This window comes from Streptomyces sp. NPDC051555 (genome assembly GCF_044454405.1).
Lineage (GTDB): Bacteria > Actinomycetota > Actinomycetes > Streptomycetales > Streptomycetaceae > Streptomyces.
This window is the reverse complement of record NZ_JBITDP010000054.1, coordinates 1-16,137: the sequence shown is the minus strand read 5'-3', so window position 1 is coordinate 16,137 and position 16,137 is coordinate 1. Positions and strand designations below refer to the sequence as shown.

Annotated in this window: 12 protein-coding genes; 1 reads left to right on the top strand and 11 read right to left on the bottom strand. The window is 67.7% G+C overall.

Features of this window, described 5'->3' with window-relative positions; genetic code table 11:
* Window positions 1-112: 112 nt before the first annotated feature.
* The 9 genes from ACIBEA_RS42915 to ACIBEA_RS42875 form a co-directional block, all read right to left on the bottom strand.
* The gene (locus ACIBEA_RS42915) at window positions 113-1,468 is read right to left on the bottom strand and encodes a DDE-type integrase/transposase/recombinase (protein WP_399269717.1); all 1,356 of its coding nucleotides are present in this window, start codon (window positions 1,466-1,468) and stop codon (window positions 113-115) included.
* 103 nt (window positions 1,469-1,571) lie between these two features.
* Entirely contained in the window at window positions 1,572-2,126 is a 555-nt protein-coding gene (locus tag ACIBEA_RS42910) for a DUF6431 domain-containing protein (protein WP_399269721.1), read from the bottom strand.
* Window positions 2,127-2,224: 98 nt separating this feature from the next.
* Window positions 2,225-2,860 carry an SMI1/KNR4 family protein gene (locus tag ACIBEA_RS42905; RefSeq protein ID WP_399269715.1) on the bottom strand — a complete coding sequence of 212 codons (636 nt, stop codon included), beginning with the start codon at window positions 2,858-2,860 and terminating at the stop codon, window positions 2,225-2,227.
* A gap of 160 nt (window positions 2,861-3,020) precedes the next feature.
* Entirely contained in the window at window positions 3,021-3,572 is a 552-nt protein-coding gene (locus tag ACIBEA_RS42900; RefSeq protein ID WP_399269713.1) for a recombinase family protein, read from the bottom strand.
* 354 nt (window positions 3,573-3,926) lie between these two features.
* A complete protein-coding gene (locus ACIBEA_RS42895; RefSeq protein ID WP_399269711.1) occupies window positions 3,927-5,048 on the bottom strand; it encodes a terpene synthase family protein in 1,122 nt (373 codons plus the stop codon).
* A 227-nt stretch (window positions 5,049-5,275) separates the two neighbouring features.
* Window positions 5,276-6,304 carry a 4-hydroxy-3-methylbut-2-enyl diphosphate reductase gene (locus tag ACIBEA_RS42890; protein WP_399269709.1) on the bottom strand — a complete coding sequence of 343 codons (1,029 nt, stop codon included), beginning with the start codon at window positions 6,302-6,304 and terminating at the stop codon, window positions 5,276-5,278.
* On the bottom strand, window positions 6,301-7,365 hold the full coding sequence (locus tag ACIBEA_RS42885) for a polyprenyl synthetase family protein (RefSeq protein ID WP_399269707.1): 1,065 nt from the start codon (window positions 7,363-7,365) through the stop codon (window positions 6,301-6,303). Before ACIBEA_RS42885 ends, ACIBEA_RS42890 begins: the two co-directional genes overlap by 4 nt.
* Complete coding sequence (ispG, locus tag ACIBEA_RS42880) at window positions 7,362-8,498, bottom strand: flavodoxin-dependent (E)-4-hydroxy-3-methylbut-2-enyl-diphosphate synthase (protein ID WP_399269705.1); 1,137 nt, start codon at window positions 8,496-8,498, stop codon at window positions 7,362-7,364. Before ispG ends, ACIBEA_RS42885 begins: the two co-directional genes overlap by 4 nt.
* On the bottom strand, window positions 8,495-10,327 hold the full coding sequence (locus ACIBEA_RS42875) for a 1-deoxy-D-xylulose-5-phosphate synthase (protein ID WP_399269703.1): 1,833 nt from the start codon (window positions 10,325-10,327) through the stop codon (window positions 8,495-8,497). Before ACIBEA_RS42875 ends, ispG begins: the two co-directional genes overlap by 4 nt.
* 226 nt (window positions 10,328-10,553) lie before the next feature.
* On the opposite strand from ACIBEA_RS42875, the gene ACIBEA_RS42870 reads away from it, so the two are divergent.
* Window positions 10,554-11,885 (top strand): tol-pal system YbgF family protein, encoded by a 1,332-nt coding sequence (locus ACIBEA_RS42870; RefSeq protein WP_399269701.1) that lies wholly within the window; start codon window positions 10,554-10,556, stop codon window positions 11,883-11,885.
* 314 nt (window positions 11,886-12,199) lie between these two features.
* On the opposite strand, the gene ACIBEA_RS42865 is transcribed toward ACIBEA_RS42870, so the two are convergent.
* The gene (locus ACIBEA_RS42865) at window positions 12,200-15,223 is read right to left on the bottom strand and encodes a Tn3 family transposase (protein ID WP_399269699.1); all 3,024 of its coding nucleotides are present in this window, start codon (window positions 15,221-15,223) and stop codon (window positions 12,200-12,202) included.
* A gap of 358 nt (window positions 15,224-15,581) precedes the next feature.
* Window positions 15,582-16,094 (bottom strand): hypothetical protein, encoded by a 513-nt coding sequence (locus ACIBEA_RS42860; RefSeq protein ID WP_399269719.1) that lies wholly within the window; start codon window positions 16,092-16,094, stop codon window positions 15,582-15,584.
* Between the last annotated feature and the right edge of the window lie 43 nt (window positions 16,095-16,137).

Sequence of the window (16,137 nt, the reverse complement as noted above, 5' to 3'; positions counted from 1 at the left end):
ACTCGATGGCTCTTGCATGGCCGGACCAACGACGAAAGAGAGAAAGGGTCACTGACCTGCGGAAACTCGTCCAGTAGTTCAGTCAACAGGTAGTACCCCTGAACGCGGTCGATCATCGCGGTCCCCGCCCGTCGTCCATCAGGGACGAGTAGTTGATGCCCTTCGCGGTGTTCGCCGTGTGCGTCTCGTCGAGGATCTTCAGGTAGTCGATTCCAGTCGGCGGGGCCGACTCCGGCGGTGTCTCCGGCCTCGCCTTCGGGTGGGTGTGACGGCCCACCCGGTGCGGGACGGCTTTGCCCGCCGACTTCCCCGCGGTCCTCACTTCGATCTCGGTCAGGTCGAACGGGTCGAAGACCAGCTCGACCTTCATCCCGACCAGCATCGGGTCGACCTCGTAGCTGTTGCCGTGCAGGCTGACCGTCGCGGTCTTCGTCACGGTCCGGAACTCCGACCACAGAAACGCCTCCCGAAGATCAGCGGGGCTGGGCAGCGGAAGCGGCCGGGGAATCGAACCCAGCCACCGTTCGATCGGAGGCTGCCCCGTCTCCGAGTGCACCGTGCGGTGATAGACCGTCTCCACCCACGCGGTGAAAAGCCTGTTCAGCTCGGCGAGATGCTCAATCTGACCGACACGTTCCTCGTCGAGCTCGACCAGGAACTGGTCACGAACGGTGCGGAAGAACCGTTCGATTTTTCCTCGGCCCTGAGGCCGTCCGGGCTTGGAGTGGGTGAGGCGGACGGCCAGGGACGCGCATGCTCGCAGCAGCCAGGTGTCCACGAACGCCGACCCGTTGTCGACGTAGATCGACTCCGGGACCCCGCGGGCAGACAACGCCGGCCGCAGGGCGGCGGCCAGGCGGACGGTGTCCTCGGCGAACCCGAACCGGTGGCCCACGATCGCCCGGCTGTGGTCGTCGATGAACGCGAACAAGTACGTCTTCCGTCCGCCGATCTTCGGTCCGTGGAGGGCGTCCCCGGTCCACAGCTCGTTGCCGCGGGTGGCTTCGAAGCGGCCGAACACGCTCTTCTCGCCGCTGGCGCCGGTCAGGCCGGCGTCAGCGAAGTGCCGCTGCAGCGTCCGGTCGGTCGGCGACCAGCCCTGCGTGGTCCGCAGGATCCGCTGGATCTGCGCTGCCGTCCGGGCGGGGTTCTCCTTCTTCAGCGCGGCCGCCAGGTCCAGCACCTCCACCGGCGTGCGCGGGGTGACCTGCCGCTGGGCCGGCACCAGCGCGGGAAACCCGCCCGCGCGGTAGTGGCGGGCCCAGCGGTCCAGCGTCCCGCGGGCGACCCGCACCTGCCGGCCGAACGGGTCGGTGTGCTCCTTCGCGGCCAGTTCGCGGGCGAGCTTCCCGCGCTGGCGCGTCGTGAGCTTCGTGTCGATCAGGTCCTGGATCAAGCCGTAACGGAACAGGCCCACCTGCCGGGCCCGCTCCGCCCGGCGACGGTCCTCGTCCTCACTCGGTGACATAGGCAACCCACCTCGCGTCTCGAACAGAGTCCGCCGCTTCGCCGGCGGACACGATCAAGACTTCCGGCACCCTCCGATCCCGCCCAGGGGCGGCCCGTGTTGATCAAATAGCAGAAGACGGCGAGGTCAGCAGCCTGCCACCTATCGCCCTCCCAGCGAACTCCCACCGCGACACCGTGAGCATCCCCGGCCACTTCGTCGCGGCCGCCCGATGGGCGGCCGCGACCACCGAAACGGCGTCGGCGAACGGCGAAGCCGCCGCATCCGGCATCACCGGGTCGTCGGCGAGCGCAACCAAGGCGACGGTGAAGTGCCGGCGCACATCCTCGGCCCGCGTGGCGAATGCCCGCAGCCAGCCACGGACCGTGCCCTCCGCCAGGCCCAGATGGGCGGCGACTTGGCGGTGGCCCATGCCAAGGGCGGCTATCTCCAGCCCGGCCCCGATCACCACGGCCGTATCCGCCCGGCGTGGCCAGAGTGTTTCCGCCAGCAGCACGTGCGTGACCTTGCAGCCTGAGCAACGCGTACGTCGTGGCCGCAGAAACAGCCGGGCCCCCAGATCACCCCGGATCGACCGCGGCCGGCCATGACCCCACGGCGCCAGAACCGCCCCACATGCCGGACAAGTCAGCCGGCCCTGCCGAAGCTGACGCTCCACCAACAGCCCGTCCGAGTCGACAACCAGCACCGACACCTCCGCCTGACCTGCAACGATCAGCCGGAATCTCTCCAAGCGGGCGGGTGATCATGCCCGGATCACCCGGTCAACGGCCCCAGGCGCCAACCCGGCAGATCCTTGTCCAGCCATTCCTCAACGGTCCGCCGCCACGGGTCGGTGGAGTCGCTGTCGACGACATCAGCCCACGTGTCCGCCGCCAACTCTGGATCAACGACCAGGCTGTCGAGGTAGGAGTCGAAGTCATCAGCCACCTTGGTGAAGACCCCCTTCGACAAGTATCCGGGCAAGGAAATGCCGTGCACGAAGGCGTGGAGACGGCCGTGGGTAGCGGGATTCAGGTCCAGGAACAGGGTGTCGCTGCCGCCGTTGCGGGCGATCGGCAGAAGGCCCGTGAGCGAGACCTCATCGGCGAGCCACCCCTGACGACTGCGGCGGTATTCACCGAGCAACGTGCCCCAGCCGTACTCACCATCGCCGTCGCGGCCGAGTTGGTAGAGATCGTCGAAGCTCTGCAACGGCTCCGGTTCACAATCTGGCAGGCGGACCGAGTAGGTGAGGCTCTGCCCGCCTGCCGCCTCCAGGAACGACCGGTATGACGCCGGCAGGGTCAGTCCAATCTCCTGCTCGAGACGGCCCAGCTCCTCGGCTTCGAACGGCCTGAACGGCCCCACGATCAAACGGCCCCGATACCACCGCGATATTTCCTCAGACACGGACCGATCATCGCACCTACGAACACCCGAGCACTGGTCACTCGACGACACCCGAGAGCCTTCGTGTTCACCGTGTCGTCGCACACGAAGCGCCATCAGGCTGACCGCCGAGATCAACGCTCGTGTTCACCAGGAACGTCGCGGGCCTTCACGTACGTGCTCACGTAGAGAGTCGTCTAACACTGACGCCGAGTTCGGCGGCGACTTGTTCGGGGATCGCACCGTCCTTGATCCGTTGGGCGGCTCCGGTGCGGGTGGTGGCGTTGAGCTTCGCGGGGCGGCCGGTCGGCAGTCCGCGGGCCTCCTTTGCCGCGCGGGCGCCGGCGGCCCGCTCCAGCATGTAGATCCGCTCCATCTGGGCGAACATCGCCAGCAGCGCGATAGCCATGTCAGTGCCGGGGCCTGGTTCGCTGGTGTCCACGGCGAGTTTGTCGCCGAGCGTGCGCAGGAAGACGCCGCGCTCGGTGAGGTCGTGCACCAGGTTGAGGGTTTCGCGCATGTTCCGGCCCAGCCGGTCCAGGGTGAGGATATTGATCCGGTCGCCGGGCCGGGCGAAGCCGAGAAGAGCCTTCAGGCCCTCGCGGTCCATGTTCGCGCCGGTGCGTTTGTCGACGTAGATGTGTTCTTCGGCGACTCCGGCGTCGCGGACCGCGTCGATCTGCCGGTCGAGGTCCTGAGCGGTTGTACTGACACGGCAATAGGCGAGGTCCATCCCGGGACTGTCCCACAACTTGATGCTGTGACGCGGGTTTTGACCGAGCCTTATGACACTGACTTCTGACACAGGGCGACCTGCGGGAACGTGATCGCGTTTCGACGGCCGGAGTCCGGTGTCACATCCATGGATGTGACACCGGAAGGGCAAGGACACGGATGGCGCTGCCCGCCGACGCATGAACGATCGCTATTCGTCCCGCCGCGCAGCCCGTGAACACCGGCCACCACCGCTCAATGCGTGACTACGTCCGCTTGGGGTCAGATCAACATGTCCCGAGGGACTAGCCGATCACCCGGCAAGGAAGCGGCGTTGGCGATAGGGGTGATGTCGACTGGCTTCGTGCTGCTGTCAGACGGCTCGTCGGCCCACTCGATCGAGTTGGTCCCACCACCACGCGATCGGGCCGAGATCCGGCGCCTTCATCGAGGGGTTGGAAGGAGCTGCAGACCATTCCATAGGAACCTGTTCTACAGTTTCCGGGAATCGGGATTGGTCGAAGATCCTGTACCTGGGAACGGAGCTACTCCATTCGAGGATGGAGCGCAACGACAATCGCAGGTGCCGTACGCAGCGTGCAGCGGCAGGGCTTCCGGCGCGGTCAATCTGTTCGGCCAGAGCGAGAAACAATGCCATCGTCCGGTCCCGGAGTGCGACGGCCTCGACCACGGCATCCTGAACCGGGCAGCCAAGATGGTTAGCCATAACGGTCACACCATTGGTTTCGGCGTCGCCTTGATACAGCTCTTTCGGGTAGGAGATGAGGTCGTTGTCCCAGCCGACCACCGATGCCGCTGCTTGAAGTGCAGCCTGCATCAGGGGTGAGTGGTACTCATGGGCGGAGAGGTGCACTCCATCAGAGATGTCGTTGAGCGCGAAGGTGGGGCCCAGGCCGCCTGACCAGAGGCGCTGAACGAGATACTTCTCCAGGGTTAGTCCACCGTTCTGGCTGCGGTTCACAGCTGACCAGAGCTCGCCCATTGACCACTGCATATGCCCTGCAATGAACCGGGCGTACTGGGCAGGCGAGGCCACAGCCCGGAGCTTGTCGCCAATGTCAGACAGGCTCGACACGAACCTACTCTCCGGCCACTGGTTCTGCCCCGGAGCGGCCAGAACGATGTTGAACTTCCCTGCCAGGTCAGCGATGGCCAGTTCCGGGTGATCCCCTTGCCCCGGGGTGAAGCCCTGAAGTTCATGAAGGTGCGCGTCGTCAATAGCCATGACCCAGTACGCCCACAGCAGTTGCGGAAACAGGAGTTCGGGAGCGGCTTCCGGAGTGAAGCCGCAAAAGGCCAAAGACACTCGTGTGCCGGTGACACTCCATGCGCGTTGCAGCGGGGAGGCGCACAGCCCTTGTTCGTCGATCCAGGTGACGCAGCGCATTTCCAGGTCAGTGAAGTCAGGGTGGAGGATGTACTCGGTTGGGCAGTAGAACGGGGGAAGATCGAAGTCCTGTGCAAAATTGACCATCAGGTTTACCTCCGTGTTGCCCGAGAATGCACGATGGCCCTTCTCGAGTCGCCATGTGGTGACCGGGATACTCTTCTATTTCCTCAGAGTTGGTGCACGGAGGGAACCCGTCACGACCTCCCGAAGAAGACGACACAGCCAGCCAGTGCCCGTACGATGTTGGTCTTTGGGAAAACAGGGAATTGCGGCAATGGGAGTGCCGGGCTTGTAGACATGGGGGATTCCCTTCAGCGGTTGTGGCTTTGGAAGCGAATGTCAGGGTTGGTGTGGCTCTCTCTCGGCTGTTGTGATCGGTGGCCCTCATTGAGCGCCTCCGTCTGGGAACTAGTGGCCAGTTCCCGGGGGAGGGCGAAGATCTGGTGTTCCTCGGCTGTGGTGAGGGTTTGTACATCTGAAATGCCGCGCGCGGCGAGCCATTTCAGAACATCTTGGATCAGGGTTTCAGGGACGGAGGCGCCGGACGTGAGGCCGATGGTGCACACGCCCTCCAGCCACGTCTCATTTATTTCGTCGGCGTGATCGATCAGCTGGGCGTCGTGGGCGCCGGCGGCGAGAGCTACTTCGACCAGGCGGACGGAATTCGAGGAATTTGCTGAGCCGACAACGAGTACCAGGTCTGCTTCTTTGGCGATTTCCTGCACGGCTCGTTGACGGTTCTGAGTCGCGTAGCAGATGTCGTCGCTGGGCGGATCCAGGAGGTTGGGAAAGCGGTGCTTGAGGGCGGCCGCAGTTGCCATTGTCTCGTCCATGGACAGGGTGGTCTGGGAGAGCCAGACGACTTTACCCGGGTCACGGACCGTCACGTTCGAGATCTCGTCAGGTCCTTTGACCAGTGTGGTGCGCTCGGGGGCCTCGCCCAATGTGCCGATTACTTCTTCGTGGCCTTCATGTCCGATGAGGAGGATGTCGTAGCCGTCCTGGGAGTAGCGGAGAGCTTCCTTGTGGACTTTGGTGACCAGCGGACAGGTGGCGTCGATGACAGAGAGCTGCCGTCGGGCGGCTTGTTCATGGACGGTGGGGGCGACGCCGTGGGCGGAGAAGATGACGATGCTGCCTTCGGGCACCTGGTCTGTCTCATCAACGAAGACGGCGCCCTTGTGCTCCAGCCTCTTGATGACGTGGGTGTTGTGGACGATCTCGTGGCGCACGTAGATCGGGGGACCGTACAGGTCCAGGGCTTTCTCGACGGTGGCGATGGCGCGGTCGACCCCGGCGCAGCATCCGCGCGGGGCGGCGAGCAGCACGCGGCGGTTCATGAGGTGCGCTCCACGGCTCGGGCGGCGATGTGCCGCAGTGCGGCAGCGGCCGATGGCGGGTACGGGACGGTGTCGAGGGCGGTGAGGGCCTGCGCATGGCGGGTGGTGATCATGTCTTCGACCCTGGCGTGGGCGCCGGTGGTGTCCAGGACGATGCGGATGAGGGCGGCGCCGTCGTCGTCCAGGTCCTGGTTGCCGACCAGTTCGTTGAGGAGATTGCGCTGGGCGGTGTCGGCACGCTGGGCGGCCAGGGCGAGCAGGACGGTGTGCTTGCCCTCGCGTAGATCGTCCAGGACGGGCTTGCCCGTGTCGTCGGGGCAGCCGTAGACGCCGAGGAGGTCGTCGCGGAGCTGGAAGGCTTCCCCGAGGGGCAGGGCGTAGCGCGACAGCGCGGTGTGCAGGTCCACCGCGGCGTCGGCGAGGGTCGCTCCGCAGTGCAGGGGGCGTTGCACGGTGTACTTCGCGGTCTTGAACCGGACCACTTGCAGGGCCGCTTCCTGATCGGTGAGAGGCCCGAGGGGTGTCATGAGGTCCAGGTACTGGCCGTAGATGGCCTCTTGGCGCATCGCGTCGATGACCCGGCGCAGGGCGGCGAGGCGGTGGGCCGGGTGACCGGCGCTGTGCAGGAGTTCGTCGGACCAGGCCAGAGCCATGTCTCCGATCAAGATGGCCGCGCTGGTGCCAAGTTGGTCGTGGCCGTGCCGGGTGGCGATGGAGCGATGCACGGTGGGCCGGCCGCGGCGGGTGGCACTGTTGTCCATGATGTCGTCGTGGATGAGGCAGAAGGCGTGGAACATCTCCAGGGCCGCCGCCGTACGGATCACGGCCGCGTCGTCTCCTTGCCCGCCGGCGGCATGCCAGCCGAGCACGCACAGCAGCGGACGCAGCCGCTTGCCGCCCGCGGCCAGGAAGTCCCGCAACGCCGCAGGGACGTCCGGAGGCAGGGACCGGTCCTCAGCCCCGCGCGTCTTGGCAACGAGGAAGGTGTGCAGCTCCGTGTCGACTCGGGTCTGCAGGGCCGCGAGGTCGATGGTCGGGGTGCTCATGGACAGGCCGGTCATGAAGTCTCCCCGGCCGTGTCGGTGGGCGCTTCGTCGGTCAGGCGCAGCGCTTCGTCGAGGAGGGCTTCGACAACTTGGTGTTCGGGGACGGTGCGTACGACGTGGCCGCGGACGAAGATCTGGCCTTTGCCGTTGCCGCAGGAGACGCCGAGGTCGGCTTCGCGGGATTCTCCGGGGCCGTTGACGACGCAGCCCATGACGGCGATGCGCAGGGGGTGGGGGAACCCGTCGAAGGCCGCCTCGACCTGGGTGGCGAGGCGGTGGATGTCGACTTGGAGGCGGCCGCAGCCGGGGCAGGAGACGATCTCCAGCTTGCGCGGCCGCAGCCCGAGCGAGGACAGGATGTGGCAGCCGGCCTTGACCTGCTCGACGGGGTCGGTGGAGAGGGAGACCCGGATGGTGTCGCCGATGCCTTCGATAAGGAGGATGCCGAAGGCGACCGCGGACTTGATCGCTCCTTGGAACGCGGGGCCAGCTTCGGTGACGCCGAGGTGCAGGGGGTAGTCGCAGCGCGCGGCAAGCAGCCGGTTGGCGGCGATCATCGTCATGGGGTCGTGGTGCTTGACGGCGATCTTCAGGTCCTGAAAGCCGTGCTCCTCGAACAGTGAGGCCTCCCACAGCGCGGACTCCACCAATGCTTCAGGGGTTGCGGATCCGTGCTTGGCGAGTAGGCGTGGGTCGAGGGACCCGGCGTTGACGCCGATCCGGATCGGCACCCCGGCGGCACCAGCGGCCTTGGCGATCTCGCCGACGCGGTCGTCGAATTTCTTGATGTTGCCCGGGTTGACGCGGACCGCGGCGCATCCTGCGTCGATGGCGGCGAAGACGTAGCGGGGCTGGAAGTGGATGTCGGCGATCACCGGGATCGGCGACTTGGCGGCGATCGCCGGGAGGGCGTCGGCGTCGTCCTGGGAGGGCACGGCGACGCGGATGATGTCGCAGCCGGCGGCGGTGGCTTCGGCGATCTGGCGCAGGGTGGCATCGACGTCAGCGGTCAAGGTGGTGGTCATGGTCTGCACGGAGACCGGTGCGCCACCCCCGACGGGCATCGCTCCCACGTGAATTTGGCGGGTGGGGCGGCGCACCGGAGTCTGCGGGGGCATGGTGGGCAGGCCGAGGTCGAGGGCGGTCATCGCGTCCTCCCGGTGGTCGAGGCGGGGCGGATGGGAGGCTGCCCGGTACGGGCGGCCAGGACCGCGCCAGCGATCCCTTCGGCGTCCAGGCCGGTCTCGGCGAGCAGGGAGTGGCGCGACCCGTGCGGGATGAAGGCGCGGGGCAGGCCCAGTGTGAGCACCGGTGTAGTGATGGATGCATCGCGGCAGGCCTGGGCGATCGCGGTACCGATGCCGCCTGTGCGGGTGCCGTCCTCGAGGGTCACCACCTGTTGGTGGCGGGCGGCCAGTGCGGGCAGCGCTTCATTGACCGGGTGGACCCAGCGGGGGTCAACGACCGTGACCCCGATGCCTCGTTCTTCCAGGATGGCGGCCGCCTGCAGTGCGGGCGCTGCGAGCGGGCCGAGGGGGATCAGCAGCACGTCCAGCGGGCGGGAGGGGCTGCGGTGCAGGATGTCGATGCCGTCGATGCGGGCGAGCGCCGCGATGTCGGTTCCGGCGGCCGCTTTGGGCAGCCGCAGCACGGTGGGACCGGCGCTCCACTCGGTGGCCTCGTCCAGCAGTTCGCGCAGCCGGGCCGGATCCCGTGGTGCGGCGATCTTCAGCCCGGGCACCATGGAGAGGAGGGACAGGTCCCACATGCCGTGGTGGGAGGGCCCGTCGGGGCCGGTGATGCCGGCCCGGTCCAGGACGAACGTGACCGGCAGCTCATGCAGAGCGACGTCCATCAGGACCTGGTCGAAGGCCCGGTTCAGGAACGTGGCGTAGATCGCGACGACCGGGTGGTAGCCGCCCATCGCCAGGCCGGCGGCGGAGGTGACGGCGTGCTGCTCGGCGATGCCGACATCGAAGACCCGCTGAGGAAAGTTCTGCCGCATGGGGTTAAGGCCGGTCGGGCGCAGCATCGATGCGGTGACCGCCACGATGCCGGCGCGCTGTTCGGCCTGCTCCAGCAGGGCTTGACCGAACACATGGGTCCACGACGGGGCCGATGAAGCTGCCGGGTGTCCGGTGGCCGGGTCGACGGCGCCGACCGCGTGCAGGCAGTCCGCCTCATCTGTTTCGGCGGGCCCAAATCCCTTGCCCTTGACCGTCATGACGTGCACCACGGTGGGGCGGCCCATGGCGCGGGCCCGGCACAGCACCGTCTCGAGTCCGGCGGTGTCGTGTCCGTCGACGGGCCCGAAGTAGGTGAAGCCCAGGTCGGTGAACAGGTTCTGGCACGCCTCCACCCCACCGCCGAACTTGAGCTGGTTCAGATGCTCGGCCAGCGCCCCGGTGGTAGGGGCGTAGGAACGGCCGTTGTCATTGACCACCACAATCACCGGCCGCTGCGGTGCGCCGCCCAGATTATTCAGCGCTTCCCACGCCATGCCACCGGTCATCGCCCCATCGCCGATGACCGCGACCACCGCCCGGTCCCGCTCACCGGCGAGCTGTCGGGCCTTGGCCAGCCCGTCCGCGTAGGACAGGGCCGTCGAGGCGTGCGAGTTCTCCACGAGATCGTGTACCGACTCAGCGCGTGAGGCGTACCCGGACAGGCCGCCCGCCTGCCGCAGCATGTCGAACTCCTTACCCCGGCCGGTGATCAGTTTGTGTACGTAGGCCTGGTGCCCGGTGTCGAAGATGAGCGCGTCACGCGGTGAGTCGAACACCCGGTGCAGGGCCAGGGTCAGCTCCACCACCCCCAGGTTCGGCCCCAGATGCCCGCCCGCCGCGCACACCTTCTCGATCAGGAACTCTCTGATCTGACCGGCCAGCGCGGGCAGTTCCCCGGCTGGCAGCGCCCGCAGCGCCTGCGGGTCACTCAGGTCGGCGAGGTGGGGCCGGGTAGGTGCGTGGGCAGTCATCGGGCTCTTCCTTCGCCGGGGTCCGGGGCAGGTGTGGCCGATACGAACCCGGCGCGCCGCGCCCAAAGTTGCGGGCGGGCGGCCGCCGGGTACAACCAGTGCACCGCCCCGGCCGCGGCCCGCACAGGGGGCCAGGGCGGTGAATGTGCTGCAACCGATGCAACATTGCGCGCTTGTGAAATCGGGCGGGGGCCGTCCGGTTCGCAGGGAGCCGGGAGGAGGGGACGTGCCCAGAACACCCAATACCCGCCTGCGGGGGCTGCTTGAGGAGGCAGACTGGAGCGGCGCCCAGCTCGCCGCGGCCCTGCGGCACCTGGCGGCCGAACACCGCCAGCAGCTGGGGTGTGACCGCTCGATGGTCTCGCGGTGGCTGTCCGGGACCACCCCTCGCCCGCCCGTACCGGCGCTGCTGCTGGAGGTGCTGTCCAGGAGGCTTCGGCGGCCGGTCAGCGCGGTGGAGGCGGGCCTGAGCCGCGCCCCGTCCACGGTGTTCGAACTGTCCTGGGAGGCTGATCCGTTGCGCCGACTGTCCGCACTCACCCGCGCCGAGCTTGATCCCACCCGGCGCCGGCTGCTCAACGCCGGAATGTACAGCCTGGCCGCCCTGGCCTTACCCGAAGCATGGCAGCCGCACACCAGGCCATCCCCGGTCTCACCTCGTGCGACAGGCCGGGCGGGACGTGCGGAGATCGAGCAGATGCAGACCATGACCCGCGTCCTGGCCGAAGCCGCCCAGGCCCACGGGCCGGACCATGTGCGCACCGCACTGGCCGCCTACCTCGGCCACGACGTGTCCGGCTACCTCCAGGCCTCCGCCACCGGCGACCAGCACCGGCGCCTGCTGTCCGGCGCCGCCCAACTGACCCTGCTCCTCGGCACCATGTGCGCCGGCAGCGGGGCAGATGCCCCCGCCCAGCATTACCACCACACCGCCGCCCAACTGGCCACCGAGGCCGACGACACCGCCACCTACGCCATCGCCCTGCGCACCATGTCCGCCCACGCCCACGACTTGGGACACCACACCCCCGCCGTCCTTCACCTGGCCGAACGCGCCGTCACCCTCACCCGCCGCACCTCACCCATCATCGCCGCCTACGCCCAGGCCCACCTGGCCGTCATCCAGGCCCACCACAACAAGCACGCCGCACTCACCGCCCTCGCCGCCGCCGAACGCCTCCACGAGCTGGCCGACACCACCCCCGGACCCTTCACCCACTACCCGGCCGGCGCCCTGCACTACCAGCGCGCCCAGACCCTCGCCACCCTCGGCGACACAGCCGGCGCCACCGGCGCCCTCACCGCCTCACTACGCCTGCGCACCCCCGGCGAACGGCACGCCCGCGCCCTCACCCAGGCCCGCCTCGCCGAAACCCTCCTCACCCAAGGACACCTGGAAGCCGCCCTCACCCACTGGCAGGCATTCCTCGACACCTACCCCACCCTCCACTCCGCCCACGCCACCCGACGCCTCGACGTCATGCGCCGACTCCTCCACCCCCACCAACGCCACCGGGCCACCGCTCTCCTCCTCACCCGCGCCGCACCCCTCCGGTGAGCCCTCCGACGGCATACAGCCACAGCTCCCACCGTCCCGATGGCCAGCGGCCCGGTCACAGGGCGCGGCGGACGGGGCGCCGAAGGCGTACACGAATGGATCTTGCATGATCGAAAAGATGCCCGAGACGCCCTGCCCGACCCCGCAGGCAGCTCCGTGACACCGACATATTCACACTCCTGGCCGATAACGACCGCCCGCCTGGAGCCCATTCGCCACCGCCCACCGTCGTCGCCCCTCCCCGGGGGTCCGACAGCCCTGGCGGGTCTGGCGGCAACGCCACCGCGAGGTATCCCCGCGGTGGCCCCTGCGTTTCACACCCGGTCCGGGCGGCGTGCCCGCAGTGGCCGGTAGCCGGCCGGGTCGAGCTTGGCGAGTTCGGTGTCGACTTCGACGTTGATGGTGCCGTGGTAGTTGATGTTCTCGCTGTGCGCCGGGGAGATGTGCGCGAGGAGTTCGTCGTCTACGGCCCGGCCCTCGGCGCGCATCTGCGCGATGGCCAGGCCGTAGTACTCGCTCGTCCAGGTCACGACCGAGTTGGTGAGCACGGTCAGGCACCACGCCTGCTCTGTCTGTCCGGCGAGGAACCGGTCGCGAATCTTGCCCTGGTGGGCGTAGTGCAGGTCCCGGCGCAGCGAGTGCAGCGACTCACCTTTGTTGAGCTGCCGGGCGATCTTTCGGCGGTAGGTCTCGTCGGCGAGGTAGCGGGCGGCGTAGATGGTGCGCCGCAGCGCCCCGTACTCCTTGAGCGCGGCGGCCAGGGTGTTCTGCCGCGACGACGCGGAGAGCTTGCCGACGATCAGCGAGGCAGTGGCGTGCCCGAACTTGATGGAGGCGGCCAGCCGCAGCAGATCGTCCCAGTTCTCCTCGATCAACCCCATGTTGATCTTCTGGGTGAGTAACGGCCCCACGACCGGCCAGAGCTTGCTGACGTCGCGCTGCGGGTCCATCCGGTACAGGGTGATCTTCCCCAGGTCGCGGATGCGCGGCGAGAGCTGCATCCCGACCAGGTCGAACAGCGCGAAGTTGACCAAGGTGACGCCGTGTGTGTCGGTGGCGTGCTCGGTGATCGGCAGGTCGGTCTTGTTACCCATGATCTCGTCCAGCACGTACTGGGCCTCGCGTTTGGTGACCACGATGACCTTCGTGCCGAACGTCGAGTGCTGGTCCGAGACGTGCGTGTAGGTGGACAGGCCGTGGCCGGCGAAGTACTTCTTCATCACCCGTGCGGTGGTCGACTTGCCCTGCACCGGGAAGCGCTGCCCGTCCGAGGAGGAGAGCGTGCCGCCGCCGAAGATCTGGGTCATCGGCAGGCGGTGGTGGTAGTTGACGATCGCGGCGTTCGCCGCCGCGAGGGTCTCTTCGCGGATGTACCACTCCTGGGTCCAGGCCAGGATGTCGTAGGAGATCCCGCACGCCTCCGCCATCCGCACCAGCCCCAGATTCGTGGCGTTGGCGATGAGCACCGCCAGCAGGTTCCGCTTGAGCTCCAGGGAGCGGGCCTGCTTCCCGCCAGCGTGCGTGAGACAGTCCAGGAACCCCGTGCGGCGGTCCAGCTCCACCAGCAGCGAGGCGATCGGCACCAGCGGCAAGAGCTCGGACAGCTCGTCGCGCAGCGCGGCGGACTCGGCGGGAACGTCCTCGGCCGACAGCGGCGGGATGATCAGCTCCCCCTTGTCCGACAGCCGCACCTCACCCACCCCGGCCTTGCGGTTGCCCAGAACGTTCTCCAGGTCCCCCATCGCCGTCTGCAGCTCCTCCTTACACCCGTCCAACGCGGCCCCGGCCGAGGAGGACTTGCCGACCAGATTGCAGAACTGGTCCCGCTGCCCCGCCCATTGCTCGGGGGTGAACAGGTAGGAGGCCGGATCGGCGTACCGGCGGGAGGAGGGCACGTACACATCGCCCGAGCGCAACCCGTCGCGCAGGCCGAGCAGCACCGTCAGTTCCCAGAAGTGCCGGTAGGCCGTAACGTCCTTGGACTTCGCCGCCTGCTCCAGATAACCCTCCCAGCGCACCGGCACGAAGTCCGCAGGAGCACCGTCGGGGACCTTGCGCGCGCTGGTCGCGTTCAGCTCCTTGAGGATCTTCACGGCCTCCATCAGCGACTCCGAGCCCGTGCCGCCCCTGAAGGTGATGGCCTTCAGTACGTCCGGGGTGAACTGCCGCAGGTAGGTGTAGGAATCGTCCAGCATCGCCAAGTGCCCGTGATCGCGCGGCAGCCGGGGCGTGGCCCCGGCTGCCGCGGCCCGCAGCCGCGCCATGCCGATGGTGTTCCGCAGCCGACCGCCGACCTGCTCGTCCTCTACGGACGTGTCCAGGAGCACCGGCAGGATCTCGTCCAGCAAAGCCTGGCGGCCCTCCCCGGCCGAGGCCCGCACGGCCAGCGCGTCGCGCATCTTGGTCCGCGCCCGGCTCTCCCGGGCCGAGACGGCCTGGTCGAACAGGCCGATGACCTCATCCAGTACGTCGGCGGCCGACTGCGCCAGGACCGTAAGAAGGATCGGATGGCGCCGCTGGGCTTCGCGCCGGTCCAGCGACTGCGCGGTCAGCCGGCGCCCCACCTGCGCCAGAAACCGGCGCCGTTCGGCGGGCAGACACGTCAGGTCCAGCGTGTGGGCGTCCAGGCCGCGCAGGAACCCCAGCTTCTCCAGCTCCCCCTTGACCGCGTTCGCCGAGTCCCCGGTCGCGCCGGTGGACAGCCAGTTCAGCCGTGTCTCCCCGAGTATCGGATCCACGCTCAACAGACCGTCGAGCTCACCCATCAGCTTGGGGGTGAGCAGATGCCGCACCCGCTGGTAGGTCTCCCGGCCCGCCTCCGCACGCGCGGTAGCCACCCGCTCCAGCAGGCTGACCACCCCAGGCCGAACCACCCGCGAGGCCGCCAGATGCTCGCAGCCCAGACGGAACAGCAGCGAGGGCGAATCATGCTCCATCGCCCGGGCGAGCAGGAACTCGTACAGCTCCTTGAGCTGTATCGCCTTGGCGCTCTTCCAGTTCAGATACCCGGTCACCTCGCGCAGGTGATCGGTCCGGGTCTGCTTGCGCGTCCCGTAAAACCGCAGTTCGCCCATCGGTATCTGGAGTCGTTCCGAGAGCCGGGCCACCGCCGCAGGCGGGGCCGAGGCCACGTCGTCCGGCACGAATCCGAGCCAGGGCAGCGTGCACAGCTGGACGGCGAGCCCGATCCGGTCCTTGGCACTGCGGCCACGCCCCGGATCAATGAACCCCACATCCGCAGGCGTCAGCGTGAAGAACCGGATCAGCTCTTCCTTGTTGATCTCCGGGAAGCCCCGCAGCCGCTCCAGCTCGTCATCCGCGAACACACGGGTCGCCACCCCGGACCTCCACCCCTACCGCCCACACCTCGTGGACACCGTGCGCCACACCGTAGAAGCCAAGGCGGGGCACGGTCAGGCCAACGGCCATATCGAGGCGCATACGTGCAGGTCAGGGATATCCGTTGCTTTTTCGGCGATTACTACGGGGACCCCTCCTTCGGCTCCGGGACTTCGTTCTCGTACGTAGGGCTGCCCACGCGGGGACACCAGCACCTGGTGGAGCCCCGCCATCCTGCGCGGGACCAAGGCCATCGTCATCAAGTTCGACTGGCCGAGAGGTTTACCTGAGCAGAGGCTGGCCGGTCTTGCGGGACGGGGACGGCGGTTGACGGGGCGTGTGCCGGTCCGGGCAGTGCTATGGCCGTACTTTCCACCACCAGGCGATGGACGGTAGTGGGGGTGGTGCGGGGTCGTCATGGGTGGGGGTGTCGCTGGTGTGGCGGGGGAACACAGCCCAGGGGACATCGGCGGGGAGCCCGTCGTAGGGATTGGCATAGCGCTCTGTGCCCATGCTGAAATCGATGTTGCCGCGGATCATCTGATTCAGGCCGGTCAGGTAGCGGCGCAGATTCTCACCTGCGCCGGCGCGGACTTGTTCGCCCAGGCGCAGGTATCGGTCCATGACCTTGTCGCGCAGGGCCAGTGCGGGCTCTACCGCCTGCTGTGCGGTGCAGCCGTGCGCGGAGGCGAAGATGTCGATGAGGGTGATGGGCCACGGGTTTTCAACGTGTTCTTTGAAGTGGGAGAAGAAGTCATTGTCCCAGCTGCTGAGGGTGGCTGCCATCTCGGTCAGTGCCCGCACGGCTGGGGCGTGTGTGAAGCTTCCCCTTGGTCTTGGACACCTGGAGACTGGGACGTGTGGTTCCAGAGGAAGTAGTGCCAGGTGGGAAGTAAGTACAGGAAGCGGTACT